The sequence below is a fragment of the Microbacterium sp. GW821-FHT01D02 genome (assembly GCF_059422585.1).
This window is the reverse complement of the sequence record NZ_JBWKXB010000003.1, coordinates 1-26990: the sequence shown is the minus strand read 5'-3', so window position 1 is coordinate 26990 and position 26990 is coordinate 1. Positions and strand designations below refer to the sequence as shown.

Sequence of the window (26990 nt, the reverse complement as noted above, 5' to 3'; positions counted from 1 at the left end):
TGAGGGCGTCAACGGGTAAGCGGACCATGGTGCTGCACAGCGCCCACCGGCATCAGTTCGATGCATCGGACCGGGACCTCGTCTTCTACGACCAGCCCTCCTCTCCCGAGCAGCTGTCGCGCGTCACCGATGTGCACCTGTGGTCTCCCCCAGACGGGCCCATCGACCGTCTCCCGGAGGTCATCACGGCGATGACGAGCCTGAAAACCCTCAGCATCGGCCCGGGCAGGGTCCTCCCCACCGTCGTCACCGGGCTGCGGCAGGGCGACCTCCCCGAGAGCCTGGAAGAGCTCTCGGTGCACATCGGCGAGCGGACCCTGGTGTGGCCGGATGTGGTGGTGCCGAATCTGAAGACCCTCTACGTCGGCGAACCCTTCCGCTTCCAGAACGAGCACTTCCCCCGGCTCCGCGCGCTCTCCCTCTACCCGCAGCGCTCTCTGAACAACGTGCGGCAGGCGCTCGACCTGCCGCTGGAGGAACTGAACCTGCTGAATGTGCCCACGGATGAGGAGATCTTCCGCCTCGTCGAACCGGTCGGGCTTCGCCGGCTCGGGTTGATCGGGGGACGCACGCTGACGAGCCTCACCGGGATCAGCGCGCTGTCCCGGTTGGAGTCGCTGCGGCTCAAGAACCTCACCTCCCTGGGCGACATCTCGGAGCTGGCCGCTCTCCAGCGACTCGAGATCGTGAACATCCAGTACTGCAAGAAGATCACCGGCATCGCCGCCGTCAACGACATCCCGCGGCTGCGCAAGCTCACGCTGGTCGGATGCGGCCACGTCGGCCTCGAGACGATCGAGGCGAAGCTGTCGACGCTGGAATGGGCCAACACGGGCGCGACCACATGACCGCCGGCCGGGAGACTCCGCTCGGTGAGGAGGAGAGCTTCCGACGTGCCATCGAGCGCTTGCGCGAAGCCGGCTGGACATGTGAGCCGCCTACCTCCGCGGAAGGCGATGTTCCGTCCGCGCTGCGCACGGCATCCGAAACGGCGATCCGCTGGGTGTCCTCGTTCTCGCTGCTGTCGAGTTCCGATGAGACCGTGTGGTTCCTGTCTCGCGACGACTACTCCTCCACCGGAGCGGTGAGCACCTTCGCGTGGAACGAGTGGGAGCAGCTGAGCATCCAGGCCGCGACGACGGATGATGAGGCGCTCGCGGTCTCGCGTTTCTGGGAGCGCCACCTCCCCATCCTGCTCTCCGTTCGCAACGGATACGAGTACTTGGCTGTGCGAGACGACGGGGCAGTCGTGCACGGAACGGAGCCGGAGTTCGAAGAGGCGGTTGTCGTGTTCCCTCACTTCGAGGATCTGCTGAGGTACATCGACGCGCGGCCGGCGCGACGCGACGACATCGTCGACGGGTTGCTGTTCGATGGCGACAGCGCCCCTGACACGACGCCGGGCCTCTAACTCTCGACCTCCGGGTCCAAGGGCAGATCGTCTGCACGCCCCGCAGCCGCGGCACGCGCATAGCGCTGCGCGTATGCGGCACGCGCGGCATCGGCCTGCTCCTCGCCGTCCCATTGGTCGGGCAGCGGCTCGCCCTCACGGCGCGAGCGTGTCACGCGTGCGGGACCGAACGCGACGAACGTGTTCACGAAGGTGCACCGGGTGAAGGTCGTGCTCGCCGAGAACGTCGCATCGACGAACGTGCAGTCCGTGAAGGTGGTGTCCGAGAAATCTGCGCCGCTGAGGTCGGCACCGTCGAACTGGCAGCGTTCGAATCGAGTATTCGGCAACGACCGCAAGGTGCGCAGATCCGCCCCGGTGAAGTCGCAGTCGGTGACCTGCGGTCCGATCGCCAGTCCCTTCAGTGACGCGGCACGGAAACTGCACCGCACGAAGCTGCGATCGAAACGGGGCTGCCCGGTGAGCGATGCGGAATCGAACAGGCAGTCGGAGAGCTCGGACTCGAAGAACATCAGGCGGCCGCGGGCATGACGGAAATCGGCGCGGGACAGCGTGAGGAACCGGAACTGCAGCCCTTCACGCCCCGCTTTCACGCCGCGCAGGTCGAGCCGACCCTCATCCGTTTCCGGCCACTCGGTGACGAACCGATGCGGCCCCTTCACGATGCGCGCCTGCTGCAGTATCTGTTCCTGCAGTGCAGCCAGCCGATCAGGTGTCCACCGGCGTGACAGCGCGGCGTTGCGCGGCGCTTTCACTAGCTCATCCTGTCGGCAGCGGCTGGATCTTCGTCGATGAGGAACGCGATCTTCCCGCGCTCCGCGTCCGCGTCGAAGGCAGAGTCACGAGCTGCGATGCGTCCGATGAGATCGGCGACTGCCGTGTGGATGGTCTGCCGCAGGAAGGCGACCGGATCAGAGGCGGCGCCGACGTCGTCGTTGCTGATCCGGATCTCTCCGGTGACGGTGCGCCGCGCCAGAAACACTCGCGGGTTCCGCAACCCGGACGGCCTGGGCACCGGAGTGATCTCGCCACCGACGGTCAGGAAGAGGTCGAGTTGATACGAGAAGTCCACGGTGCGCAGGTGCCGCTTGATCCGCCCGACCTCCTCGATGAACCCCGCCTGCGGCGACGGACCACCCCACACCGTGCGAAACGTGAGCCGCCCGTTCGGCACGGTGTCGCGTGCCGTTGTGACCGGCTCTCGCGGGGCTTCGCTTCCGGAGGGATCAGTCATCGTGAGGCCCCACCGGGATCGGGTCGGTGGCACCGTCCGGCGTCACGACTTCCCACCGCAGAACGGGCGTTCCCCTAGGGATGAGCGGGTCGATCCATTCAGCCACGGCTTCGACGATGGCATCTTCCAGTTGTTCTCGCGACCAACCAGCGGGTCGGGACGGAACCGGGGGCTCCCAGCCTTCCTCGCCCCAGATCACGCTGAACAGCTCCCGTCCATCGCCGAGTTGCCGGTCGAGGCTGAACGAGTCGGCGCCCTCGAAGCGCGCCCAGACACCGAACGGACCCTCGGCATCCGGATCGAGGAACACGTCGATCAGCACGCCGTCCGCACCCGCAGTTGCCGCGCGATGGAGCACGGAGAGCCGTACGGCCGTGGACGGTGACACCGAGTCGAGCACGGCTCTCAGCGCATCACGGTATTCGACAGTTCCCACCGGATCACCATATCGACAGCGCTTCGAGGGCTGCGCGCGGCATGTTCCGTATTCGCATCCGGTTAGAAGTCGATGAAGCCCGCGACGACGTCGCGCACGGTCCCGTCCGCGCCCGGTGTGCCGTAGAAGTACACCGAGCCGTATCCCCACAGATACTCCGCGATGACGTCCTCGAGCTCTCCCTCCACAGGCCACCCCTCCTCATCGATCTGGAACAGGAATCGATGCCCATCGGCGCGCACCGCATCAGCGAACGCAGGTTCTCCCTGGATCAGGACGGGTTCGTCATCGATCCGCACCAGGGCCGGGATGGACTCGGCATATGGCGTTTCGGTCAGCGCTACCGCACGCAGGCCAGGCCACCGACGGACACTGACCCTGACTTAGCCCAACTGACCAGGGGAACCCCGGGGCGAGGCTCTCCGCCTACCGCGACATGCAATCACAGGCACGCTCGGTCCTCGAGGCCGCCAAGCACGGCCCAATGCAGTCGCTCACGGAGCGCGAGATGGACGTGCACGAGCAGCCAATGGCTATCTACCCACGGCCGAAGCGCGTCCGCGCATGGGTGCGCTTTAGCCCCGAAGCCGTGCGCATCGATGCGAAGCTCGTGCGGTCCACTCCCCTCCGCCGCCGGCATCGAGTTTCGCGCGGAAGATCAGACGTTCCGCTGCTGGACGCTTCTCTATCTGTCAAGTGAACCTCGTTGCGCTGTCGCTCAGTTCCGACAGCGCAACGAGGGACGGATCGTTGTTGAAACAGATGACGCTAGATGCAGGTGCTCTGATCGGGCGCCATCAACGTGAGTTTCCGGGGTGGTAACGGAACGGTGCCGAGTGCCCCGATCTTGAAGTGGAGCGATGCTGCAACAAGCTCAAGCAGTGCCGCGAATTGCGACGCGCTCAGACAACACCGCCAGCAACTACCCGCTGGACTCCGCCTCGCCGCAACTCTCCACTGGCTCACCAACAAATCTGTGCGAGAGTCGCAGGATGTCGTTGGAGAGTGAGAAGGAAGAGGAGTTCCTCAGGGCGCTGCCCCCTTTAGTGCGCGCAGCCGCTGTAGGTGACCTCGAGCGGGTATGTGTGCTTCTGGCCGCCGGCGCGTCGGCCAGTGAGACCGACGATGTCGGATGGACTGCTCTGCATGCAGCAGCTGTCCGCAGATACCCTCAGATCGTCGAGGCACTACTCGCGGCTGGCGCTGATCCGAATGTTGCCGACTCGTACGGTTTCACACCGCTTCTCAACGCGTCCGGCCCCGGGGACGCTGCAAGCGTCGAGGCGCTGCTACATGCTGGCGCCGACGTCGAAGTGTCGGACGCCCACTTAGGATGGCGCCCACTGAGTCGTGCCGCGGAGTGGGACAACTTCGAGGTGCTCGTCCTCCTTCTGAGCGCTGGTGCGGACCCGAACCAAGATTCGCCACTGATCGCCGCCGCTGAAGCGGGAAGCTTACGTTGCGTCCGCGCGCTCGTGGCCCACGGCGCCGATCCGGCCATGCGGATCGAGGGCCACACCGCGAGCCATTACGCGCGGCGTCGAAACCACCACGACATCGCCGCGTACCTGGACAACCTTGCCGCAGGCCAATCCTGATGCACAGCCTGGGACGACACCATCAGCAACGCACTCTAGCCCGTTGCTCCGATGAGCCAGAACTGTGAGGGGTCACAATCCTCGGGCTGGAGAAGCCTCTAATCATGCCATTGAGGCGGGCCAGAGCGCCATCAGCCGCCAGCTCCAACACGGACAAGTCGATGAATCGGTCGCAATCCACTCGCGAAGGTCGAGTTCCCGCGCGACGAGGGAGACATCGAGAACGATCTCCCCTCACTCTCGTACGTGCAACTCGTCGGCTGTGACCGCGGTCGCGCGCCGGCCGATCGACGGCGTTCTGTTCGACACGCTCGCGCACAGCGGACCCCGCATCGGCGAAGCCACCGCGCTGAAGATCAAAGACCTCGATCTCGATCAGAAGCGTGCCCGCATCCACCGCACATGTACGACTGATCGCGCGGGGCTGCGCAAGCCTTGGCCGGTGCACACCTGCGAGAAGCGCTGGTTGCCACTCGCAGACTTCGTCGTCGAGGGCATCCGGGAGATCGTCACCGGTCGCGACCCCGAGGAATGTGAGACGGACGCCAAGTCGCCCTGATCCGGACACAGAAAAAGCCCCGGAGATCCGCATGATTCTGCGGTTCTCCGGGGCTTTGTGGTCGGGCTGACAGGATTTGAACCTGCGACCCCTTGACCCCCAGTCAAGTGCGCTACCAAGCTGCGCCACAGCCCGTTGTTCTGCACTCTCGCGCAGGCAACTCCCCTATCTTAGCCGCATCCCGGCCCCCTCCGCGAACCGGCGGCGTTGCGGGTGTCGGATGCCGGGCGTAGCGTCGCGGGCATGGTGACGATCACGACCCAGGTGGCCACGGCGGCGCGTTGGGATGATGTCCAGCACGCGCTCACCGGTGGCGGCGACGGCGCCAGCTGCCAGTGCATCTGGCCGGTGCTGACCAACAAGGAATGGAACGCGACCACGACGCCGCAGCGCACGGAGATGCTTCGCGCGGAGATCGACGAGGACCCGCCACCCGGGCTCATCGCGTACGTCGACGGCGAGGCCGCCGGCTGGATCCGGATCGGCCCGCGCACGAGACAGGCCCGGATTCCCCGCACGCGGATCATCGCGGCGGCGACCACCGAGCCCTTCGACGACGAGTCCGTGTGGGCGGTGACCTGCTTCGTCGTGCGCCGAGAACACCGCGGTTCGGGACTCAACCTCGAGCTGCTCACCGCCGCGGTCGACTTCGCGCGGGAATCCGGCGCGCGGCTGATCGAGGGATACCCCGTCGACACCGGCGGCGAGAAGCAGCGCACCAACGACCTCTTCCACGGCACGCTCAGCACGTTCCTCGCGGCCGGCTTCACCGAGAAGACCGCGCTCAAGCCCGGGCGGACGCTCGTCGCGCTCGACCTCGCCGCATGAACGAGCGACACGAACGAGCCGCTAGCGTGAAGGCATGAGCGACGAGAACCCGACCATCGACGATCCCGAACTCGGCACCTTCACCCGCGCCCGCTCCGAGCTGACCGACGGCAGCGTGCTGACGCATGACTGGTTCGTCGGCACCGTCTCCGTCGAGGGGACCGAGATCGAGCTCATGCTGGAGGGCACGACAGCCGACGAGGTCACCCCGCTCCTCCCCCGCCTGCGAGACACCGTGAAGCGCCTGCACACGCTGCGCCGGATCGCGACGGATGCCGTGGTCGCGAAGTTCAGCACGGGGGACCCCGAACCCGACGACCTCGACGATGCCGCCACCGACCTCACGATCGAGGCCCTCGAGGCCGCCGCCGACGGCACCGTCATCCTCCACCTGATCGACACCTGCGCCGAGCACTTCCCCGAGGGGTACTGGCCCGCCGTGCACCTCGCCGTCGACGACAGCGTCGCGCAGGTCACCGTCGAGTCGTGAGCAGCCGACGCGCGGCGAGCACGACGTCGGAGACACCGACGTCGCGACCATACGATGAGAGGATGCAGCGTCGCGCCCCGCTCACCGCACTCGTGTGGGCGTTCCTCCCCTTCGCCGTGGTGTCGATCCTCCACGTCGTCCTGCTGGCTACGGGGAGCCCGCTCGCCGGGCCGACCAAACTCCTGCTGATGCCGATGCTGGCGGTGCCCGTCCTGCTCTCCGCCCGACGGCTGACGCCCCGCTCGACGTTCGTTCTGCTGCTCGCGGCCCTGCTCTTCTCCTGGCTCGGCGACGGTGCGGGCGCCTTCTTCCCCGCCGCCCCCGAGCTGCCCCTGATGCTCCTGTTCTTCGGCATCGCCCACATCGCGTACATCGTTCTGTTCGCCCGCCATCTGACGGTACGCCGGATGCCCTGGTGGGCACTCGTCTATGCCGCCTGGTGGATCGCGATGATCGTGTTCCTCGGCCCGCACACCGGCGGGCTGCTCGTCGGCGTCGCCCTCTATGGACTCGTCCTCGGCGGCACCGCCGCGTTCTCGGCGCGATGCCATCCGCTCGTCGCGGTCGGCGGCGCGTTCTTCCTCGCGAGCGACACTCTGCTCGCCTTCCGACTCTTCCTGCCGGACGGCCTCCCCGCGTGGAGCAGTCCGGCTGTCATGCTCACGTACACGCTCGGCCAGGGACTCATCGTCGCCGGGGCCCTCATCACGCTGCGGAAGCGGAGCGCCTGATGGACGCGGCACGCGTCGACAGCTGGCTCTGGGCCATCCGGGTCTACAAGACCCGATCGGCCGCGACGACTGCATGCCGCGCCGGGCATGTACGTGTCAACGGCGACAAGGTGAAGGCGGCGCAGCAGGTGCGTGTGGGCGACGAACTGCGCATCCGCATCGCGGGATTCGATCGGATCCTCATCGTCCGTCAGCTTCTCGTCAAGCGTGTGGGTGCCCCCGTGGCCGCCCTCGCCTACGAAGACCGGACACCGGAGCGGGAACCTCAGGCAGCCCTCGGACTGCGGGATCGAGGAGCCGGCCGCCCGACCAAGCGGGAGCGTCGCGACATCGACAAGCTGCGTGGTCGGAACGACGAGTGGCCGGGTTGATATCCCGGTATGGACCGCTGGCCCTCTTCGAACGTATCTTCTAAAATGGAGGCATGGCAGACACGACCGATCTCGACCTCGAACTCGAGGAACGACGACGCGTCCTGGATACCTGGGTCGATACGAGACGCCGGATAGCCGTCCTCGAAGCGGAAGCGGCAGAGCTGCTCGTGGAGCAGATCGCCCTTCACGACGCCGACGTCTCGACCAGTCCCCACCACCGTGACGCGATCTACCGGTCGATGATCGCGGAGTTCTCGGCTGCCGCACACGTCTCGAAGGGCTCCGTCGAGTTCGCCTTCGCGGATGCGCGAGCCCTCGACGCGCACCTCCCCGCTGTCCGCGCCGCGTTCACACGCGGGTCGATCAGCGCCGGGCACGTTCGGGAGATCGCGAGGGCGAGCGCGCTCGTCGACGAAGCGGTCCGCAACCGGCAGGCCGACCCCGCGGTCATGGACCTGTTCGAGACCGCGGTGCTCGTCGTCGCCGAACAGGACACGGCTGCGCGCACGAGAGCCCACGCGCGGCAGGTCGCGGCCGCCCTCGTCGGCGACACTCTCCTCGAACGGCATCGACGCGCGGCAGACGAACGATGCGTGACGGTGAAGTCACTCGACGACGGGCTCGCACTGCTCACCGCGGTTCTCCCCGAGTGGATCGCGAACGCGATCTCCGACCGTTTGAGCCGGATGACCCGCGAGGTCCTGCGCGCCCGAGACGATCGAGAGGTCCTGCCCCTCACGCGGTGGTTCGAAGCGGATGCCGACAGCCTCCGTCCTGAAGACTTCACCCTCGACGACCCCTCTTTCGACCCCGCCGGTGACGGCGTCATCCGCAGCACCGAGGGCGAAACCTTCGCGACGGACCCGGAGATCGAGCACTTCCCGCCCGACACCCGGACCTGGGCGCAGACCCAGGCCGATCTCTTCACCGACCTGCTGCTCACCGCCGACCCCAGCTCCGCGAACGGCGACGGACTCGACGGCATTCAGGCCCGCATCCAGGTCACCGTCGCCGCGACCACGCTGCTCGGTGCCGACGACCAGCCCGCCGAGCTCGACGGTCATGGCGCGATCCATCCCGACATCGCCCGCGACCTCGCCGGACGCCACGCCGGGTGGACTCGCCTGTTCCTCGATGCGGCGGGAATGGTCGTCGAGACCGACACCTACACTCCGACCGAGGGGATGCGCCGGTTCCTCCGCGCCCGCGATCAGCACTGCCGGTTCCCAGGGTGTCGCATGCCGGTGCACCGCTGCGAGATCGACCACAACCACGATCATGCGAAAGGCGGGAGAACCCGCCTCGACAACCTCGGGCACTTCTGCCGCAGCCACCACACCCTCAAGCATCCGGACGTTCCCGACCTGCATCGATGGACCGCCCGGCAGGAGAGGGACGGCAGCGTCACGTGGCACAGTCCGCTCGGACGCGACTATTCCGACCCGCCTCCCCGGCGAGTGATGTTCGTCTGACCCACGCAGCCCGTCGGCACCGCGTCGCCTGCCTGCCTGCCTGCCCGCCCGCCTGCCTTGCCTGGGCGGATGTCGCGGGTCAGCCGCGCCCGTCGAGCAGGTCGCGCAGCCACCCTGCCGACCGGACCTGGGCGGCCCCGGCGCGCTCGACGCGTTCGCGGAGCCCTCGGTCGCTGGTGACCGCTACGACGGTCTGCGCGGATGCGACCCGGCGCTCGACCTCGGCGACGATCGCGTCATCCCCCGCTGCCTGCGCACGGAGGACCGACACCTCGCTCGACTCGTGATCGATGTCGCGCGCCTGTCCCTCGACGACCATCGACACCTCGGGGAACCAGACGTCGCCCTCGAGCTCCAAAGCCCTCGCCGGCACGGTCAGACCCTCCAGGCGAGCACGCAGCCGTGATGCCGCACCTGCACGATCCTTCCACCAGCCGTCCGGCACGGAGCCCACGACATTGGCTGCATCGACCACGACGGCCGGCCGCACCTCGAGTAGCGCGCGCAGCGCCGGCCAGGCGGCCCCGAATCCCGGGTGCAGCGGACGATCCGCGACCTCATCGAGCGGAACCCACTCCAGCGCGACGCTCTCCGGGTCGCTGATCACCGGATCGAACGGGACCCGCACATCCGCGACCACGGTCGTGTACGACCAGATCCCGAGATCGAGGACGCTGGTGAACCGCGGCCGCACCGCCTCATCGGGCACCCCGGCCTCTTCCTGCGCCTCGCGGATGGCGCCGACGATCGCGCTCTCGCCCTCGTGCAGTGCCCCACCGGGCAGGCCCCACGTGCCGCCGAAGTGACTCCACGAGACGCGATGCTGCAGCAGGATCCCCCGCACCGGGTCGGAGGCGAGAAGACCGGCGGCGCCGAAGCGCCCCCAGTACTTCTCCCCCGACTCTGCGATCACCCAGGCATCACCCGGGTTCCGCGGCCCCTCGGGGCGGCGCGGCTCACCTGCGGCAGGAGGTACGACGGTCACCCCCACAGCCTTTCACAGCATCGGGGTACGAGCACCACGGCGCGACATGCGCCGGAACAGGTCAGCGCTGGCGCTTCTCGCGCACGCGCATGTTGATCACGATCGGCGTGCCCTCGAACGAGTACAGCTCGCGCAGGCGGCGCTGGATGAACCGGCGGTACCCGGGGTCGAGGAACCCGGTCGTGAACAGGACGAACGTGGGCGGGCGCGTCGACGCCTGCGTGCCGAACAGGATGCGCGGCTGCTTGCCGCCGCGCAGCGGGTGCGGGTGCTCGGCCACGAGCTCTGCGAGGAACGCGTTGAACTTGCCCGTCGGGATGCGACGGTCCCAGTTCTCCAGCGAGGTCTCCAGCGCGGGCACGAGCTTATCGAGGTGGCGTCCGGTCTTCGCGGAGATGTTCACGCGCGGAGCCCAGGCGACGTGCGCCAGGTCCTGCTCGATCTCGCGCTCCAGGTAGCGACGGCGGTCGGCGTTCTCGAGGTCGTCGTCGTTCAGACGGTCCCACTTGTTGAACGCCAGCACGAGCGCGCGGCCCGACTCCAGCACGAGGTCGATGATGCGCACGTCCTGCTCGCTGATGGTCTCCGACACATCCAGCACGACGACGGCCACTTCGGCCTTCTCCAGAGCCGCGGAAGTACGCAGCGAGGCGTAGAAGTCCGCGCCCTGCGCCATGTGCACGCGACGACGGATGCCGGCCGTGTCGACCAGGCGCCACATCTTCCCGCCGAGCTCCACGACCTCGTCGACCGGGTCACGAGTGGTGCCGGCCAGGTCGTTGACGACCACGCGCTCCTCGCCGGCTGCCTTGTTCAGCAGCGACGACTTGCCCACGTTCGGGCGACCGAGGATGGCCACGCGGCGCGGTCCGCCGATCTCCTGCTTCGCGACGGCCGAGACCTCGGGGAGCTTCTTGAGCACGGCGTCCAGCAGGTCGGCGACGCCACGTCCGTGGATGGCCGAGACGGGGTACGGCTCGCCGAGCCCCAGGCTCCACAGGGCTGCGGTCTCGGGCTCCTGGCGGGCGTCGTCGATCTTGTTGGCCACGAGGAACACGGGCTTGCCGCTCTTGCGGAGCAGCTTCACGACGTGCTCGTCGGTCGAGGTGGCACCCACCATCGCGTCGACGACGAACAGCACCATGTCGGCGAGGTCGATCGCGACCTCGGCCTGCATCGCGACCGAGCGGTCGATGCCGCGGGCGTCGGGCTCCCACCCACCGGTGTCGACGAGCGAGAAGCGGCGGTCGGCCCACTCGGCCTTGTACGTCACGCGGTCGCGGGTCACGCCGGGGGTGTCCTCCACGACGGCCTCGCGGCGACCGAGGATGCGGTTCACGAGGGCGGACTTGCCGACGTTCGGGCGTCCGACGATCGCCACCACGGGAAGCGCGGGGCTGTAGTGGATGCCGTCCTCGCCGAGCGTGATGCCCGCGAGGAGCGCGGCGTCCTCATCGTCCAGCTCGTAGTCGGAGAGGCCGGCGCGCAGGGTCTCCGCGCGCTGCTCGGCGAGATGCTCGTCGAGCTGGTCCATCTTCTCGGCGAGCTGGTCGGGGCCGCCTTCGTATTCTTCGTCAGCCACGGTGTGCTCCTTGGATTCGTTCGATCACCGTGAGGACGGCGTCGATGGTCTGGGGGAAATCGAGCTCCGTCGAATCGACGACCTCGACGCCTTCTGCGGCGTTCAGGAAGTCGACGACGGCGCTGTCGGAGGCGTCGCGCTTGTGCAGTGCTGCGGCGACGGCCTCCGCGTTCTCGCCGGCGAGTTCGCCGGCACGGCGGGCGGCCCGTACCTCGGGGGCCGCGGTGAGCAGGATGCGCACGGGGGCATCCGGTGCGACGACGGTCGTGATGTCACGGCCCTCGACGACAACGGCGGGGTACGACGACTCGGACACGAGACGTCGGAAGAGTTCGTTCACCTGCACGCGCACCTCGGGCACGCGCGCCACGCCGCTCACGGCGCCCGAGACCCGCGGTTCGCGGATCGCCTCGGTGATCTCGGTGTCACCGACGAGGACGGTCCGGTCGTCGGGGTCGAGCCCCAGACGCACCGGGAAGTCGGATGCAGCGGCGAGCACGGCGTCGGCGTCGTCCGTGTCGGTGCCGCGGTCGAGCACGTGCCACGCGAGAGCGCGGTACGCGGATCCGGTGTCGAGGTAGCCGAAGCCGAGCTTGCGGGCGACGGCCTTCGAGACGCTGGACTTGCCGGAACCGGCAGGCCCGTCGATCGCGATGAACTTCGTGGCGTCGGCGACGTGCTCCGGCGCCGTGGAGGAGGTCGAGGTGTCAGTCATTGGTGTTCCCTGCAATCCGCCAGCCGCGTTCCTGAAGTCCGGTGATCGCACCGTGCAGCGCGGCCGGGTCGACGCTGATCTCCGCCAGACCGAACTGCGCCCCCGGAGAGTGCTCGAGACGGAGGTCTTCGACGTTGACGCCGAGTTCGCCGAGCTCGCCGAACAGACGACCCAGCTGGCCCGCCGTGTCGTCGACCATGACGATGAGCGACTCGAAGCGACGGTTCTGCCCGTGCTTGCCCGGCAGGCGTTCGACGCCGTCGTTGCCCTGGCGGATGGTCTCGGCGACGATGCGCCGGGCTCCGGGCGCCGCCGGCTCGCGCAGCGCGTCGGAGATCTCTCCGAGGTCGGAGGCGAGGGCGTCGAGGATCTCGACGACGGGTCCCGCGTTCGCACCGAGGATCTGCACCCAGAGCTCGGGCGCGGATGCGGCGATGCGCGTCGTGTCGCGGACGCCCTGCCCGGCGAGGCGGAGAGCCCCTTCTTCGGCCCCTGCGAGGCGACCGGCGAGCAGGCTCGCGACCACCTGGGGCACGTGCGAGGTGAGGGCGACGGAGCGATCGTGCTCCTCCGGCGTCATCTCGAGCGGCATCGCGCCCACGTCCAGGGCGAGCGCTTCGACGAGCGCCAGGTCGGAGGCCTTGGTGTCCTCATCGCGGCACACGACCCACGGGCGTCCGATGAACAGATCGGCGCGGGCGGAGATCGCACCGCCGCGCTCGCGTCCGGCGAGCGGGTGCGAGCCGATGTAGCGGGTGAGGTCGACACCGCGCGACTTCAGCGTGCGGAACGGGTCGAGCTTCACGCTGGCGACGTCGGTGACGACGGCTTCCGGGAAGCGCTCGAGCTCGGCCTGGATCACGTCGGCGGTGACGTCCGGCGGCACGGCCACGACGATCAGCGACGGAGCATCGTCCTCCGCGGCGAGACGTCCCGCGCCGTAGTCGACGGCGAGGCGCAACTGCGCGGGCGAGGCGTCGGTGAGCACCACGTCGACGCCCTTCGAGCGGAGCGCGTGGCCGACGCTCGCGCCGAGGAGTCCGGCGCCGACGATGCGGACGGTGCCGGAGAGGCGCGGCGCGACGGTGCCCGCTCTCCGCGCCGTGGGCGCACTCGTCGTATCGGTCATTCGCTCTCCTGCTCGCCTGGCGCCTCGGCGACACCGGAATCACGGCGCGACAGGGTCAAAAGCGCGCCGAGTTCGATTTTACTCAGTTCCCGCGTCTTCCCGGCCGGGAGGGTTCCCAGGTGGAGCGGGCCGAACTGCCGACGGACCAGTTCCGTGACCGGATGTCCGACCGCGGCGAGCATCCGGCGCACGATCCGATTGCGTCCGGAGTGCAGCGTCAGCTCGACCAGGCTCTCCTCGCGGGAGGTGTCCAGCAGCCTCGCCTTGTCGGCGGCGATCGGCCCGTCCTCGAGCTCGATGCCCTTCGTCAGCTTCGAGATCGTCTGCGGGAGGACCGTGCCCTCGACCTTCGCGATGTACACCTTGGTCACACCGAACGAGGGGTGGGCGAGCACGTGCGCGAGGGCGCCGTCGTTCGTGAGGATCAGCAGCCCGCTCGTCTCGGCGTCGAGGCGGCCGACGTTGTAGAGGCGCTCCTCGTACTTCTCGGTGAAGCGACGCAGGTCGGGGCGGCCGTTCTCGTCCTTCATGCTGCTGACGACGCCGGTGGGCTTGTTGAGCATGACGTAGCGCTTGGAGACGTCGAGCTGGATCGCGGTGCCGTCCACGTCCACGAGATCGTGCTCGGGGTCGATCCGTCGCCCCTGCTCGGAGACGACGATGCCGTTGACGCGGATGCGTCCCTCGGCGATGTACTGCTCCACCACGCGGCGGGAGGCCACGCCGGCGGCGGCGAGCACCTTCTGCAGGCGCACACCCTCCGGTGCGCCCTCGGAGTCTGCGGAGGCGTCGAAGCCCGTCATCGGATGGTCCCTTCGTCGAAGCCGTCTGCACCGTCATCGAGCAGCGGGGAGATCGGGGGCAGCTCGTCGAGCGAGTTGATGCCCAGGTGCTGCAGGAGTGCGTCGGTCGTGCCGTAGTTGATCGCGCCGGTCTCGGAGTCGGCGAACAGCTCGGTGATCAGCCCGCGGGCGAGGAGCGTGCGCACGACGGAATCGACGTTCACGGCGCGGATCGACGCGACCTGACTGCGCGTCACCGGCTGCTTGTACGCGATGACGGCCAGCGTCTCGAGCGCGGCCTGCGAGAGCCGGGCGGGAGCCTGCCCGCCGACGAAGTCCGCGACCAGGGTGTCCAGATCCTCGCGCACGTACAGCCGCCAGCCGCCACCGACCTCGCGGAGCTCGAAGCCGCGTCGCGGCCCCTTGCCCCGGCCGTCGTAATCCTCGACGAGGGTCTCGAGCGTCTGCCGCACAGCGGGAACGGGCGAGCCGACCGCGGCGGCGAGGGCCACCAGACCGAGCGGCTCGTCGACGATGAGCAGGATCGCCTCGATGCGCTCGGAGAGCGGGATCTCGGCGGCGGCATCCGTCACGTCATCAGTCGGCGGATCGGTCAGTAAATCGGTCGGTTCCGTCACGTCGTCCGTCACGGCATCCGTCGCGTCATCGGTCATAGTCGGCCCCCAGGGTCGCGAGTGTCTCGTCCGACCAGGAGTCGGCTGCCCAGCGCAGCGTGAGCTCGCCGAGCGGTTCCAGTTGTTCGAAGGACAGCGCCGCATGCCGGTAGAGCTCCAGCACCGAGATGAAGCGCGCCACGACGATGCCCGGCTCGCTCACCCCCGCCACCAGCTCGCGGAAGCTCAGCGACTCGGTGCCGCGCAGCAGCGTCACGACGATCGCGGCCTGCTCGCGGATGCTGACCAGCGGCGCGTGCAGGTGGTCGAGGCCGACGTGCGGGATCTCCTTGGGCGCGAACGCCAGCAGTGCCAGCGCGGCGAAGTCGTCGGCGGTCAGCGACCACACGAGTTCAGGCGTCTGCCGACGGTGCTTCTCGTCGAGCCGTGCCGCGCGCACGTGCCTGCGGTCCTCGCGCTGCAGGCAACGGGAGAACCACGCCGAGACCTCCTTGAAGGCCCGGTACTGCAGCAGGCGGGCGAACAGCAGGTCGCGCGCCTCGAGCAGGGCCACCGCCTCGGCATCGACCAGCTCCCCCTGCGGCAGCAGGCCGGCGACCTTCATGTCGAGCAGCGTGGCCGCGACCACGAGGAACTCGGATGCCTGGTCCAGCTCCGCCTCATCGTCGAGCGCGCCGAGGTAGGCGATGAACTCGTTCGTGACCGCGCTCAGCGAGACCTCGGTGATGTCCATCTCATGCTTCGAGATGAGGTTGAGGAGCAGGTCGAACGGGCCGTCGAAGTTGGACAGCGAGACCCGGAAGCCGGCGTTCTCCGCCGCGACGGCATCGCCCGCGCTCTCCTCGAGCGTCGCGTCGACAGGACCCTCGCTAGGCGACGGCGCCACGGGCGACCAGCTCCCGCGCCAGCCGCAGGTATGCCTGAGCGGCCGCGTGCTCGGGGGCGAACTCGGTGATGGGCACACCCGACACCGAGGCGTCGGGGAACTTCACGGTGCGGCCGATCACGGTCTCCAGCACGTCGTCTCCGAAGGCCTCGACCACGCGTTCGAGGACCTCGCGGGAGTGCAGGGTGCGGGGGTCGTACATCGTCGCCAGCAGACCGTCCATCGTGATCGAGGGGTTCAGCCGGTCGCGCACCTTGTCGATGGTCTCGATGAGCAGGGCCACGCCGCGCAGCGCGAAGAACTCGCACTCCAGCGGGATGATCACACCGTGCGCAGCGGTCAGCGCGTTCACCGTCAGCAGGCCGAGCGACGGCTGGCAGTCGATGAGGATGACGTCGTACTCCCCCGCCACCTGGCGCAGCACGCGGGCGAGGATCGTCTCACGGGCGACCTCGTTGACCAGGTGCACCTCGGCGGCGGAGAGGTCGATGTTGGCGGGCATCACGTCGAGGCCCTCGACGCCCGAGTGCACGATCGCGTCGTGCGCGTCGCGCTTGGTGTCGAGCAGCAGGTCGTACACCGTGGGGACGTCGTGCGTCTGGATGCCGAGGCCCGCGGAGAGAGCACCCTGCGGGTCGAAGTCGACCGCGAGCACCTTGCGGCCGTATTCCGCGAGGGCGGCGGCCAGGTTGATGGAGGTCGTCGTCTTGCCGACGCCGCCCTTCTGGTTGCACAGCGCGATGATGCGCGCCGGGCCGTGGGACTTCAACGGCTCGGGGGTCGGGAACCCGTGATACGGGCGGCCGGTGGGTCCCATGGGGGTCTCGTCGGCCTTCTGTGCCTTCGCCCTGGACTTCGCCGCTTTCTCAGCCACCGGTTCTCCTGCTCCTTCGTGCTTGGTCGATTGTACCGGCCGGGCTGTGGCTCGGCCGCCTCGGCACGCGGCGCGGGCCCCTCCCGGGAATCCTGCGGGCGTGTCCCGGTCTCAGCGGGCGCGGGGATGCGAGGTCGCGTAGATGTCGCGCAGCGTGTCCACGGAGACGTGCGTGTAGATCTGGGTCGTGGCGACCGAGGAGTGTCCGAGCAGCTCCTGCACGACGCGCACATCGGCGCCGCCCTGCAGCAGATGTGTCGCGAAGGAGTGCCGCAGCGTGTGCGGCGAGACCTCCGCTGTGATCTGGGCCTGCTCCGCCGCGGCACGGATGACGAGCCAGGCGCTCTGCCGGGACAGCGGTGCTCCGCGCGCGCCGAGGAACAGTCGCGCCGAGGCCCGCCCCTTGGCCGCGAGCTCCGGACGGACCCGGGTGAGGTAGGCGTCGACGGCCGCCCGCGCATACGACCCGATCGGGACGATGCGCTCCTTCGACCCCTTGCCGCGCAGGCGCAGCACGTCGCCGTGGGCGAGGTCGTCGACATCGAGGCCGATCGCCTCCGACACGCGGGCCCCGGTGGCGTACAGGAGTTCCAGGAGGGCACGGTCTCGCACGCCGATCGGCTCCTCCGGCGACGGTGCGGCGAGCAACCGCTCGACCTGGTCGATGGTCAGGGCCTTGGGCAGCCGACGCGGAGCCTTGGGCGGGCGCAGCCGACCGCTCGGGTCGTCGTCCTCGATGCCCTCGCGCGCCAGGAACCGATGCCACCCGCGGACGGAGGACTGCAGCCGCGCCAGGCTCGTCGATGCCGGGGCGGGCACGGCCGAGGCACGGTCCGTGATGAAGCGGTCGACGACCGCCGGAGTCACCTCCGACGTGTCGACCACGCCTTCCGCCGCCAGCCAGTCGACGTAGCCGCCGAGGTCTCGGCGATAGGCCGCGATCGTGTGTTCGCTCAGGCCGCGCTCGATCGTGACATGACGCAGGTAGGCGTCGAGAGCGCGCTCGAGCTGCATCCCTCAGCTCCGATCGCGCAGCCTCTGCGCGGCGGCCAGCACGCCGATCGTGAGGATGCCGTTGTGCATCCGCCCGTCGAGCACGGCGTCGACGGCATCCGCGAGCGGCACCCACTCCACGCGGATGTCGGCCTCCTCGTCCTCGCGGTCATGCGCCGACGGGGCCGGCGAGACACCGGTCGCGAGGAAGATGTGGATGATCTCGTCGTTGCCGCCCGGAGTGGTCCAGGACGACACCAGCGGCTCCCAGTGCGCGGCGACGAGGTCGGCCTCCTCCGCGAGCTCGCGGCGGGCCGCCTCGAGCGGTTCCTCGCCCTCCACGTCGAGCAGACCGGCGGGCAGCTCCCAGTCGCGATGGCGGATCGGGTGGCGGTACTGCTGGATCAGCAGGACGCGCCCCTCGTCGTCGAGTGCGAGGATCGCCACCGCGCCCGTGTGGGCGACGTACTGGCGGACGATCTCCCCGTCGCCGTAGCGCACGCGGTCGGAGCGCACGTCCCACACGCGTCCCTCGTAGACGAGGTCGCTGTCGAGGACCTCCGGCTCGAACGGCTCGTCCCGGAGGTCCCGCGACGAGTCAGTCATCGGCGCTGACGTCGAACAGCTCGCTCGCCCGGTGACGCTCGATCGCGGCGCCGACGAGGCCGCGGAACAGCGGGTGCGGGTCGGTCGGACGCGAGCGCAGCTCCGGGTGCGCCTGCGTGGCGATGTAGTACGGGTGCACGTCGCGCGGCAGCTCGACGTACTCGACCAGGTCGAGCTCGGGGTTGAGACCCGAGAACACCAGTCCTGCCTCGGTGAGACGGTCGCGGTAGGCGTTGTTCACCTCGTAGCGGTGGCGGTGGCGCTCGGAGGCCTCCGGCGCACCGTACAGCTCGCGGGCGAGGGAGCCTTCGGCGAGGGCCGCCTGGTAGAGACCGAGACGCATGGTGCCGCCGAGGTCGCCGCCGTCGAGGATGTCGATCTGCTCGGCCATGGTCGCGATGACCGGCTCCGCGGTCTCCGGGTCGAACTCGCTGGAGGAGGCTCCGGCGATGCCGGCGACGTCGCGGGCGTACTCGATGACCATGCACTGCAGGCCGAGGCACAGTCCGAGCGTCGGGATGCCCTGTTCGCGGGCGAACTTCAGCGCGCCGAGCTTGCCCTCGATGCCGCGGATGCCGAAGCCGCCGGGCACGCAGATGCCGTCGAGCGGGGCCAGCTGCTCCTGCGCGCCTTCCGGCGTCTCGCACAGGTCCGAGGGGATCCAGCGGATGTTGACCTTGGTCTCCTGCGCGAAGCCGCCGGCCTTGAGGGCCTCGGTCACGGAGAGGTAGGCGTCCGGCAGGTCGATGTACTTGCCGACGAGGCCGATCGTCACCTCGTGCTTGGGGTTGTGGACCGCGTGCAGCACCTTGTTCCAGCGGGTCCAGTCGACGTCGGCCGCCTTCTGGTCGAGGCCGAGGCGACGCACGATGTACGAGTCGAGGCCCTGCTCGTTCAGCGTCGAGGGGATGTCGTAGATGCTCGGCAGGTCGACCGTGTTGATGACGCCTTCGACGTCGACGTCGCACATGAGGGCGATCTTGTTCCGGTTGCTCACGCTCACCGGACGGTCGCTGCGGAGCACGAGCGCGTCGGGCTGGATGCCCACCTGGCGGAGCGCGGCGACGGAGTGCTGGGTCGGCTTGGTCTTCTGCTCCCCCGACGCGCCCATGAACGGCACGAGCGAGACGTGCACGAAGAAGACGCTGTCGCGGCCGAGCTCGTGACGGAGCTGACGAGCGGACTCGAGGAACGGCTGCGACTCGATGTCGCCGACCGTGCCGCCGACCTCGGTGATGATCACGTCGGGACGCGGGTCCTCGGAGGCCTGGAGGCGCATGCGGCGCTTGATCTCGTCGGTGATGTGCGGGATCACCTGCACCGTGTCGCCGAGGTACTCGCCGCGACGCTCACGGGCGATGACCTGCGAGTAGATCTGGCCGGTGGTGACGTTCGCCGCCTCGGACAGGTTGATGTCGAGGAAGCGCTCGTAGTGTCCGATGTCGAGGTCGGTCTCGGCGCCGTCGTCCGTGACGAAGACCTCGCCGTGCTGGAACGGGTTCATGGTGCCCGGGTCCACGTTCAGGTACGGGTCGAGCTTCTGCATCACGACGCGCAGACCACGGGCCGTGAGGAGGTTGCCGAGGCTGGCAGCCGTCAGCCCCTTGCCCAAAGACGAAACGACACCACCAGTCACGAAGATGTGCTTGGTCGTGTCGTTCTTGGGTCCCGCAGAAGAAGAGTTCATCACGGGCTTCGATCCTATCAGGCGGCGGGGACGCGGAGGCTGAGAAGTTCGCGGGCGTGCGTCAGAGCGGCGTCGGAATCGGCGAGTCCGGAGAGCAGACGGGCCATCTCGGCCTCCCTCTCCGCGCCTTCCAGACGGCGGACGCTGGAGGCCGTGACCGCGCCATCATTGGCTTTCACGACCGAGAGGTGGTTGTTCGCGAAGGCCGCGACCTGCGCGAGATGGGTCACCGCGATCACCTGCGACTTCTCGGCGAGTCGGGCGAGTCGCCGACCCACCTCGATCGCCGCGGCGCCGCCGATGCCGGCATCGACCTCGTCGAAGACGAACGTGGGGACCGGGTCTGTCCCGGCGATGACGACCTCGATCGCCAGCATCACGCGGGACAGCTCTCCCCCGGAGGCGCCCTTCGAGACCGAGCGGGGCTCGGCGCCCGGGTGCGGGGCGAGGAGGATCGCGACGTCATCGCGACCGTGCGTGCTCTCGGCGCCCTCGGAGACCGCGACCTCGAGGCGCGCGTCGGGCATAGCGAGTGCGTGGAGCTCCTCCGTCACCGCCTCACCGAGGCGAGCGGCGGCGTCGGTCCGGGCGGCCGTCAGTGCGGTCGCGTGCGCGTCCAGCTCCGCCCGGGCCGCGTCGCGTTCGGCGAGGAGCCTCTCGATGCGCTCTCCGTCGTCGTCGAGCTCCGCCAGGCGCGCCGATCCGGTCTGCCAGAGCGCGAGGGCCTCATCGAGGGAGCCGTGCGCACGGACGAGGGTGCCGAGCGCGGCGCGGCGCTCCTCCACAGCGGCGAGCTCATGGGGCCCGGACTCGTCGAGGTCGGCGAGGTATGCCGAGAGGAGTCCCGCGGTGTCGGCGATGCGGTAGCCGATGTCGGCGAGGCTCTCGCCGATCTCGGTCAGCTTGGCGTCGGACGCCCGCTCGAGCACACGACGCGCCTCCGCGACCAGCGCCGAGGCGTCCGGCTCGCCCTCCTCGCTCGACAGTGCTCCGTGGGCGAGGGAGGCGGCGAGGCGCAGCTCCTCGGAGTTCGCGAGGCGTTCGGCGCGCTCGGTGAGCTCCTGGTCCTCCCCCGGTTCCGGTGCCGTCGCCTCGATCAGCGCGAGCGCCTCCCGGAGCCGCGATGCCTCCTCGGCGCGGCGGTCGCGGTTCTCGGTGATCTCGGTGATCTCGGTGTCGATGGTGCGCCAGCGCGTGAAGGAGCCGGCGTACAGCTCGAGCGCCTCCGCGATCGGGGCTCCGCCGAAGCGGTCCAGGGCGTCTCTCTGAGCGGCCGCCGAGCGCAGGCGCAACTGCTCGGACTGACCGTGCACGACGACGAGTTCTTCCGCGAGCGAGGAGAGCACGCCGGCCGGTGCGGCTCGTCCGCCGACACTCGCGCGGCTGCGGCCTTCCGCACTCAGCGTGCGCGACACGTAGAGCTCGGCGGTGCCGGATCCCGCGGGCTCCAGCTCTCCGCCGGCATCCGCGACGATCTCGGCCACGTCTCCGCGCTCGGGGACGATCCATACGCCGGCCACGGAAGCCTGCGCGGCGCCGGCGCGCACGGCGCCGGAGTCGGCGCGCTGGCCGAGCAGCAGCCCGAGGCCCGTGACCACCATCGTCTTGCCGGCACCGGTCTCACCGGTGATCGCCGTGAATCCGGGACCGAGGGGCAGCACGGCATCGGCGATGACGCCGAGCCCCTGCATCCGCATCTCCTCGATCACGACGGCGCCCCCTGATCCTGACCGCGCCATCCTTCGACGGGCAGCTGGAACTTGCGCACGAGGCGGTCGGTGAAGGCCGTCGGGTGCAGTCGTGCGAGTCGGACGGGGCGGGACGACCGACGCACCACGACGCGAGCGCCGGGCGGCAGATCGTGCGAGCGGCGGCCGTCGCACCAGAGGATCCCGGAGCCGTCGGTGCGCTCGAGCATCTCGATCGCGACCGCGGCATCGGGGCTGACCACGAGCGGTTTGGCGAACAGGGCGTGGGCCGACAGCGGCACGACCGCGATCGCCTCGACGGTGGGCCAGATGACCGGCCCTCCGGCGGAGAAGTTGTAGGCGGTCGAACCGGTCGGCGTGGAGACGACCATGCCGTCGCAGCCGAAGCTCGACAGCGGGCGGCCGTCGATCTCGAGCACCACCTCGATCATCCGCTCCCGGCTGGCCTTCTCGACCGTGGCCTCGTTGAGCGCCCAGGTCTCGTAGACGACGGCGCCAGCAGCGTCCTTCACCCGCACTGACAGGGCGAGGCGCTCCTCGACCTCGTAGTCGCGGTCGATCACGCGGCGCACCGCTCTGTCCATGTCGTCACGGTCGATCTCGGCGAGGAAGCCGACGTGGCCCATGTTGATGCCGAGCACGGGCGCCCCGCTGTCGCGCACGAGTTCCGCGGCGCGCAGGATCGTCCCGTCTCCTCCCAGCACGATCGCCAGCTCCAGATCGGCGGGATCGACCGAGGTGCCGAGGACGTCGGCGTCGGCGAAGAAGTCGTCCACCGCGGTGAGGGCGGCGTGGTCGTCGTCGGCCAGGACCGGTCGTGCCCCGGCTTCTCGCAGGGCCGTGATCACACGACGGGCGGCGTCGACGGTGTCGACTCGGCCGGCGTGGGCGACGACCAGGATGCTGCGCTCGTTCATCGTCCTCCTGCCAGTCGGTTGATGCTGTCCAACCATTCTGTCGGATTGCTGCCGCGGCCCGGCGCGAGATGCACCAGATACTCGGCATTGCCGTGCGTGCCCAGGATCGGGGAGGGAAGGATGCCGAGCATCCCGAGTCCCGTGTCCCACGCGCTCCACACGGTGCGCGCGACGGCGTCGGCACGGGTGGCCGGGTCGGTGACCAGTCCCCCGCGCACCGCCGTGCGTCCCACCTCGAACTGCGGCTTCACGAGGAGGAGCACATCGGAGCCCGGAGCCGCGACGCCGGCCACGGCCGGCAGCACGAGTTCGAGGGAGATGAACGAGAGGTCGCCCACCACGAGGTCGGGGGCGGTGGTCTCGCCGGTCGCCTCCGCCAGATTCTCCGGCGTCATGTGTCGGACGTTGTAGCCCTCGACCGCGACGACGCCGGCGTCCGCGGCGATCGACGGTGCCAGCTGCCCGTGTCCGACGTCGACCGCGAGCACCTTGCGGGCACCGCGCTCCCGCAGCACCTGCGTGAAACCGCCGGTGGATGCCCCCATGTCGAGAGCGAGCCGGTCGTGCACCTCGATGCCGAAGCCGTCGAGGCCCGCGATGAGCTTGTGGGCGGCGCGGCCGACGTAGTGGTCGGCGCCCGCGATGGTGATCTCGGCGGAATCGTCGACCGCGGTGGAGGCCTTGACCACCGGACGGCCGTCGACGCTCACGAGACCGCCGGAGATGAGGGTGGCCGCGTGGCTGCGCGAGCGGGCGAGTCCTCGGGCGGCGAGGGCAGCGTCGAGTCGCGTCATCGGGATCCCGAGGTCTCCCGCTGGTCGAGCTTCGCACCGCTCTCGAGGCGTCGGGAGAGCTCGTCGTGCAGGGCCGCGTAGGCGTCGGCCCGGGCCGGGAGGGGCTGTCCCTCGATCAGGCGCAGGCGGCTCCACAGGCCGTCGGTCGGCGCGCTCGTCGTCTCTTCGCTCACGGTTCCACTGTACGCGGCCGCTCCGACACGTGCCGGAGCCACGCGAGGTCGCCTAGGGGCGGTGGAACGGGTCGTCGTAGAGCCGCTCGGGAACGCGCAGCACGAACACCGGAGTGCCCGAGGCCCAGATCGCGGCCGCGCCGGCCCGAAGCAGGTCGATCTGCGAACCGGACTCCGCCACGATCTCCACATCCGCACCGGTCACGCGCACGGCCGCGCCGTTGACGTCGAAGACGCCGTCGCGCTCCTTCGCCTCCGGGTACGGCTCGTGCAGTTCGCGCAGATCGCTGAGGATGTAGGTCGGCCGCGAGCCCTCCGGCGCCGCCAGGACGTGCTTCGGTCGATCGATGCCCGTGAGGACGAGGACCGAGTCGATGCCGACGCGGCTCGCGCCCATGATGTCGGTGTCGAGGCGGTCGCCGATGAAGAGCGCCTTCTCCGCCCCGAACCGGGCGAGCGCTTCCTCGAAGATCGGCGCCTCGGGCTTCCCGGCGACGGTGGCCAGGCGGCCGATGGCGGTGTGGACGGCCGAGACCAGGGTGCCGTTACCCGGTGCGACGCCGCGCTCGCGCGGAATCGTCCAGTCCGTGTTGGTGGCGATCCAGGGGATGCCGCCCTCGTCCTCCGGAAGTTTGAGGGCGAAGGCAGCCTCGGCGAGGTCCGTCCAGGCCACTTCCGGAGCGAACCCCTGGACGACGGCGCTCGGGGAGTCCTCCGCGCTGCGCGTCACCGTGTAGCCGGCCTTCTGCACCTCATCGACCAGTCCGTCGCCGCCGATCACGAGGATCGTCGCGGGCGCCGGCACGATCTGCGCCATCAGGCGCATCGCCGCCTGCGGACTCGTGACCACATCGGACGGCTCGACCCGGAGCCCGAGGCTGCTCAGGTGCTCCGCGACCGAGGCATCCGTCCGCGCTGCGTTGTTCGTGATGTAGCCGAGTCGCGCCGACTTCGCGGCCTCGTTGAGGCTGTCGACGGCGAAGGGCAGGGCGCCGGGGCCCGCGTACACGACGCCGTCGAGGTCGGCGAGGATCGTGTCCACGCCATCGAGCGGTGTACGCGGGGCGCGCTTCCGGGAGAACAGCGCCACTACGCCTCCGGGTCCTCGTCGGTGCCGGTCGTGGAATCAGCGGTGCCCGCCGCGGACGCGGATTCGTCTTCCGACTCGTCCTCGCCGAGGAGCTCGCGCACCTCGTCCTCGACCGTCGGCTCTTCCTCGACCGCAGGCTCATCCGCCGCAGGCTCATCCGCCTGCTCAGCGTCAGCGTCAGCGTCAGCGTCAGCGTCAGGCTGCTCAGCGTCAGCGTCAGCGTCAGCGTCAGCGTCAGGCTGCTCAGCGTCAGCGTCAGCGTTGGGCTGCTCAGCGTCGGGCTGCTCGGCGTCGGGCTGCTCGGTGATCTCGTCGTCGGGGAACTCGCCCTCGATCAGGCTGTCCTCGATGAAGATCTCCTCGTCGCCGGCTTCGTCGACGCCCAGAGCCTCGGCTGCGACCTCCGCGCGGTGAGACCAGAACTCGGCCTCGTCTGTTCGTCCGAGGTCTTCCAGCACGGCCGCCCGCGCGGCGAACAGCGCGGGGCTCCACTCGAAGGCACGATCCGGGTCGAGCTCAGGGATCTCGAGCTCACCGAGCGCGAGCTCGAGGTCGCCCTGGTCGAGACGAGCTCCCGACATCGCGATGGCCAGTGCGACACGGACGGGCGTCTCGAGCGCAGAACGGTCGACGGCGCGACCGGTCTCGAGGGCGCGATCGGAACGACCGATGCCACGCTCACTGTCGACCATCAACGCGATCTGATCGTCCTTGCCGGAGATCCGCCGGTAGGTGCGGAGCTCGCGCAGCGCAAGGGCGAAGTCCTCGTTGGCGTAAGCAGTGATGCCGAGCGTCTCGCGAACGATCGCGATGCGGCCGGCACGGCGGGAAGCTGCCAGCGCGTGCTCGTGGGCGAGCGCCGGATCCTCGTCGATGAGGCGCGAAGCCATGGCCAGGTGGCGCGCCACGTGCTCGGCGTTCTCCTTGCTCAGCGTCTTGAGCTCATTGCGCGCAGCGCCGTTGAGGTCGCGCGCGGTGACGTCATCGGGAATCTGCGGCTCGTCGAACCGCGGCCGCTCGTTCGCGGCCTGGGCCGGACGCTCGCGGCCCGCTCCCCCACGCTGCGGGAAGGAACGTGAACGGTCGCGATCGCCACCCTCCCGGCGGGGACCGGAGTCACGGTTGAAGCCGCCACCCTCACGGCGCGGGGCACCACCGTCACGGTTGTAGCCACCTTCACGGCGCGGGGCACCACCGTCACGGTTGTAGCCGCCGCCTTCACGGCGCGGGGCACCACCATCACGGTTGTAGCCGCCGCCTTCACGGCGCGGGGCAGCACCATCACGGTTGTAGCCGCCCTCGCGACGGGGAGCAGCACCGTCACGGTTGTAGCCGCCCTCGCGGCGCGGGGCACCACCGTCACGGTTGTAGCCGCCCTCGCGGCGCGGGGCACCACCGTCACGGTTGTAGCCGCCCTCGCGGCGCGGCGCACCACCATCACGGTTGTAGCCGCCCTCGCGGCGCGGAGCACCACCATCACGGTTGTAGCCGCCCTCGCGGCGCGGCGCACCACCATCACGGTTGTAGCCGCCCTCGCGGCGCGGCGCACCACCATCACGGTTGTAGCCGCCCTCGCGACGGGGCGCGGCACCATCACGGTTGTAGCCGCCTTCACGGCGAGGCGCACCACCGTCACGGTTGTAACCACCCTCACGGCGAGGGGCACCACCGTCACGGTTGTAGCCACCACCTTCACGGCGAGGAGCTGCACCATCACGGTTGTAGCCGCCATCGCGGCGCGGGGCACCGCCGTCGCGACGGGGAGCTGCACCATCACGGTTGTAGCCACCACCCTCACGGCGCGGCGCAGCACCATCACGGTTGTAGCCGCCATCGCGGCGCGGGGCACCACCATCACGGTTGTAGCCACCACCATCGCGACGAGGCGCACCACCATCACGGTTGTAGCCACCGCCGCCTTCACGGCGCGGTGCGGAGCCATCACGGCTGCGATCGGGGCGTCCGCCGGAAGGGCGATTCGCGCGCGATCCATTGTCGTCGTTGCGACGCGGACGGCGCTGTTCCTCTTCCGGCATGATGATGCTCCCTGTTCTTTTCGTGTAAACGCAAAATGGCCACCCAACGATGGGTGGCCATTTTGACTAAAAGGAGTCCGGCGGTGTCCTACTCTCCCACAGGGTCCCCCCTGCAGTACCATCGGCGCTGTGAGGCTTAGCTTCCGGGTTCGGAATGTAACCGGGCGTTTCCCTCACGCTATGGCCACCGAAACACTATTGATGTTTCAATCAAACACATAACAAAGTCATTGTTGTTATGCGGTTCTCGACCGTACATCGAGA

At 69.3% G+C, this 26990-nt stretch carries 30 protein-coding genes, 1 tRNA gene and 1 rRNA gene; 9 read left to right on the top strand and 23 right to left on the bottom strand.

Annotated elements, in window-relative coordinates; translation table 11 throughout:
* The first annotated feature begins 26 nt into the window (after positions 1-26).
* A complete protein-coding gene (locus tag AC07VM_RS13615) occupies positions 27-848 on the top strand; it encodes a leucine-rich repeat domain-containing protein (protein ID WP_494911751.1) in 822 nt (273 codons plus the stop codon).
* A complete protein-coding gene (locus AC07VM_RS13610) occupies positions 845-1411 on the top strand; it encodes a hypothetical protein (protein WP_494911749.1) in 567 nt (188 codons plus the stop codon). Before AC07VM_RS13615 ends, AC07VM_RS13610 begins: the two co-directional genes overlap by 4 nt.
* On the opposite strand, the gene AC07VM_RS13605 is transcribed toward AC07VM_RS13610, so the two are convergent.
* From AC07VM_RS13605 to AC07VM_RS13590, 4 genes are all read right to left on the bottom strand, one after another.
* Positions 1408-2166, bottom strand: a complete 759-nt coding sequence (locus AC07VM_RS13605) for a pentapeptide repeat-containing protein (protein WP_494911747.1) — start codon at positions 2164-2166, stop codon at positions 1408-1410. The genes AC07VM_RS13610 and AC07VM_RS13605 overlap by 4 nt on opposite strands.
* The gene (locus tag AC07VM_RS13600) at positions 2166-2585 is read right to left on the bottom strand and encodes a hypothetical protein (protein WP_494911745.1); all 420 of its coding nucleotides are present in this window, start codon (positions 2583-2585) and stop codon (positions 2166-2168) included. The genes AC07VM_RS13605 and AC07VM_RS13600 overlap by 1 nt, the downstream gene beginning before the upstream one ends.
* 52 nt (positions 2586-2637) lie before the next feature.
* Positions 2638-3081 (bottom strand): DUF6389 family protein, encoded by a 444-nt coding sequence (locus AC07VM_RS13595; protein WP_494911744.1) that lies wholly within the window; start codon positions 3079-3081, stop codon positions 2638-2640.
* Between the two features lie 62 nt (positions 3082-3143).
* On the bottom strand, positions 3144-3269 hold the full coding sequence (locus AC07VM_RS13590) for a hypothetical protein (protein ID WP_494911742.1): 126 nt from the start codon (positions 3267-3269) through the stop codon (positions 3144-3146).
* A 672-nt stretch (positions 3270-3941) separates the two neighbouring features.
* On the opposite strand from AC07VM_RS13590, the gene AC07VM_RS13585 reads away from it, so the two are divergent.
* Together AC07VM_RS13585 and AC07VM_RS13580 are read left to right on the top strand one after the other, a co-directional pair.
* Positions 3942-4679, top strand: coding sequence for an ankyrin repeat domain-containing protein (locus tag AC07VM_RS13585; protein WP_494911741.1), 738 nt, complete (start codon positions 3942-3944; stop codon positions 4677-4679).
* 262 nt (positions 4680-4941) lie between these two features.
* Complete coding sequence (locus AC07VM_RS13580) at positions 4942-5238, top strand: site-specific integrase (protein ID WP_267415132.1); 297 nt, start codon at positions 4942-4944, stop codon at positions 5236-5238.
* Positions 5239-5296: 58 nt separating this feature from the next.
* Here the strand turns inward: AC07VM_RS13580 and AC07VM_RS13575 are convergent.
* Positions 5297-5373 (bottom strand) — tRNA-Pro (locus AC07VM_RS13575).
* A gap of 108 nt (positions 5374-5481) precedes the next feature.
* Here AC07VM_RS13575 and AC07VM_RS13570 point away from each other — a divergent pair.
* The 5 genes from AC07VM_RS13570 (at position 5482) to AC07VM_RS13550 (ending at position 9133) form a co-directional block, all read left to right on the top strand.
* Complete coding sequence (locus tag AC07VM_RS13570; protein WP_494911740.1) at positions 5482-6066, top strand: GNAT family N-acetyltransferase; 585 nt, start codon at positions 5482-5484, stop codon at positions 6064-6066.
* Between the two features lie 34 nt (positions 6067-6100).
* Positions 6101-6556 carry a hypothetical protein gene (locus AC07VM_RS13565; RefSeq protein ID WP_494911739.1) on the top strand — a complete coding sequence of 152 codons (456 nt, stop codon included), beginning with the start codon at positions 6101-6103 and terminating at the stop codon, positions 6554-6556.
* 62 nt (positions 6557-6618) lie between these two features.
* The gene (locus tag AC07VM_RS13560) at positions 6619-7287 is read left to right on the top strand and encodes a lysoplasmalogenase family protein (protein WP_494911738.1); all 669 of its coding nucleotides are present in this window, start codon (positions 6619-6621) and stop codon (positions 7285-7287) included.
* Positions 7287-7658, top strand: coding sequence for an RNA-binding S4 domain-containing protein (locus AC07VM_RS13555; protein ID WP_267415136.1), 372 nt, complete (start codon positions 7287-7289; stop codon positions 7656-7658). The genes AC07VM_RS13560 and AC07VM_RS13555 overlap by 1 nt, the downstream gene beginning before the upstream one ends.
* Before the next feature lie 53 nt (positions 7659-7711).
* Complete coding sequence (locus AC07VM_RS13550; RefSeq protein ID WP_494911737.1) at positions 7712-9133, top strand: HNH endonuclease signature motif containing protein; 1422 nt, start codon at positions 7712-7714, stop codon at positions 9131-9133.
* 79 nt (positions 9134-9212) lie between these two features.
* Here AC07VM_RS13550 and AC07VM_RS13545 read toward each other — a convergent pair whose 3' ends face one another.
* The 18 genes from AC07VM_RS13545 to rrf all read right to left on the bottom strand — a co-directional run bounded on the left by AC07VM_RS13545 (position 9213) and on the right by rrf (position 26918).
* Positions 9213-10118 (bottom strand): NUDIX domain-containing protein, encoded by a 906-nt coding sequence (locus AC07VM_RS13545; RefSeq protein ID WP_494911736.1) that lies wholly within the window; start codon positions 10116-10118, stop codon positions 9213-9215.
* A 61-nt stretch (positions 10119-10179) separates the two neighbouring features.
* On the bottom strand, positions 10180-11652 hold the full coding sequence (gene der, locus AC07VM_RS13540; RefSeq protein ID WP_267418563.1) for a ribosome biogenesis GTPase Der: 1473 nt from the start codon (positions 11650-11652) through the stop codon (positions 10180-10182).
* A 40-nt stretch (positions 11653-11692) separates the two neighbouring features.
* The gene (gene cmk / locus AC07VM_RS13535) at positions 11693-12415 is read right to left on the bottom strand and encodes a (d)CMP kinase (protein WP_267415139.1); all 723 of its coding nucleotides are present in this window, start codon (positions 12413-12415) and stop codon (positions 11693-11695) included.
* Positions 12408-13544 (bottom strand): prephenate dehydrogenase, encoded by a 1137-nt coding sequence (locus AC07VM_RS13530; RefSeq protein ID WP_267415140.1) that lies wholly within the window; start codon positions 13542-13544, stop codon positions 12408-12410. Before AC07VM_RS13530 ends, cmk begins: the two co-directional genes overlap by 8 nt.
* Complete coding sequence (locus tag AC07VM_RS13525; RefSeq protein WP_267415141.1) at positions 13541-14347, bottom strand: pseudouridine synthase; 807 nt, start codon at positions 14345-14347, stop codon at positions 13541-13543. The genes AC07VM_RS13530 and AC07VM_RS13525 overlap by 4 nt, the downstream gene beginning before the upstream one ends.
* The gene (scpB, locus tag AC07VM_RS13520; protein WP_494911735.1) at positions 14344-15000 is read right to left on the bottom strand and encodes an SMC-Scp complex subunit ScpB; all 657 of its coding nucleotides are present in this window, start codon (positions 14998-15000) and stop codon (positions 14344-14346) included. The genes AC07VM_RS13525 and scpB overlap by 4 nt, the downstream gene beginning before the upstream one ends.
* A complete protein-coding gene (locus tag AC07VM_RS13515) occupies positions 14990-15847 on the bottom strand; it encodes a segregation and condensation protein A (protein ID WP_416383314.1) in 858 nt (285 codons plus the stop codon). Before AC07VM_RS13515 ends, scpB begins: the two co-directional genes overlap by 11 nt.
* The gene (locus tag AC07VM_RS13510; RefSeq protein WP_267418565.1) at positions 15831-16664 is read right to left on the bottom strand and encodes a ParA family protein; all 834 of its coding nucleotides are present in this window, start codon (positions 16662-16664) and stop codon (positions 15831-15833) included. Before AC07VM_RS13510 ends, AC07VM_RS13515 begins: the two co-directional genes overlap by 17 nt.
* 168 nt (positions 16665-16832) lie before the next feature.
* Positions 16833-17735 (bottom strand): site-specific tyrosine recombinase XerD, encoded by a 903-nt coding sequence (xerD, locus tag AC07VM_RS13505; RefSeq protein ID WP_494911734.1) that lies wholly within the window; start codon positions 17733-17735, stop codon positions 16833-16835.
* Positions 17736-17738: 3 nt separating this feature from the next.
* A complete protein-coding gene (locus AC07VM_RS13500) occupies positions 17739-18320 on the bottom strand; it encodes an NUDIX domain-containing protein (RefSeq protein ID WP_267415144.1) in 582 nt (193 codons plus the stop codon).
* A complete protein-coding gene (pyrG, locus tag AC07VM_RS13495; RefSeq protein WP_267415146.1) occupies positions 18313-20007 on the bottom strand; it encodes a CTP synthase in 1695 nt (564 codons plus the stop codon). Before pyrG ends, AC07VM_RS13500 begins: the two co-directional genes overlap by 8 nt.
* A gap of 17 nt (positions 20008-20024) precedes the next feature.
* Positions 20025-21716 (bottom strand): DNA repair protein RecN, encoded by a 1692-nt coding sequence (gene recN, locus AC07VM_RS13490; RefSeq protein ID WP_494911732.1) that lies wholly within the window; start codon positions 21714-21716, stop codon positions 20025-20027.
* Complete coding sequence (locus AC07VM_RS13485) at positions 21713-22633, bottom strand: NAD kinase (RefSeq protein ID WP_494911730.1); 921 nt, start codon at positions 22631-22633, stop codon at positions 21713-21715. Before AC07VM_RS13485 ends, recN begins: the two co-directional genes overlap by 4 nt.
* Positions 22630-23427 carry a TlyA family RNA methyltransferase gene (locus AC07VM_RS13480; RefSeq protein ID WP_494911728.1) on the bottom strand — a complete coding sequence of 266 codons (798 nt, stop codon included), beginning with the start codon at positions 23425-23427 and terminating at the stop codon, positions 22630-22632. Before AC07VM_RS13480 ends, AC07VM_RS13485 begins: the two co-directional genes overlap by 4 nt.
* On the bottom strand, positions 23424-23600 hold the full coding sequence (locus AC07VM_RS13475; RefSeq protein WP_267415152.1) for a hypothetical protein: 177 nt from the start codon (positions 23598-23600) through the stop codon (positions 23424-23426). Before AC07VM_RS13475 ends, AC07VM_RS13480 begins: the two co-directional genes overlap by 4 nt.
* A gap of 52 nt (positions 23601-23652) precedes the next feature.
* Positions 23653-24690 (bottom strand): HAD-IIA family hydrolase, encoded by a 1038-nt coding sequence (locus AC07VM_RS13470; RefSeq protein WP_494911727.1) that lies wholly within the window; start codon positions 24688-24690, stop codon positions 23653-23655.
* Positions 24690-26726, bottom strand: a complete 2037-nt coding sequence (locus tag AC07VM_RS13465; RefSeq protein ID WP_494911725.1) for a primosomal protein — start codon at positions 26724-26726, stop codon at positions 24690-24692. The genes AC07VM_RS13470 and AC07VM_RS13465 overlap by 1 nt, the downstream gene beginning before the upstream one ends.
* 75 nt (positions 26727-26801) lie before the next feature.
* Positions 26802-26918 (bottom strand): 5S ribosomal RNA (rrf, locus tag AC07VM_RS13460).
* Between the last annotated feature and the right edge of the window lie 72 nt (positions 26919-26990).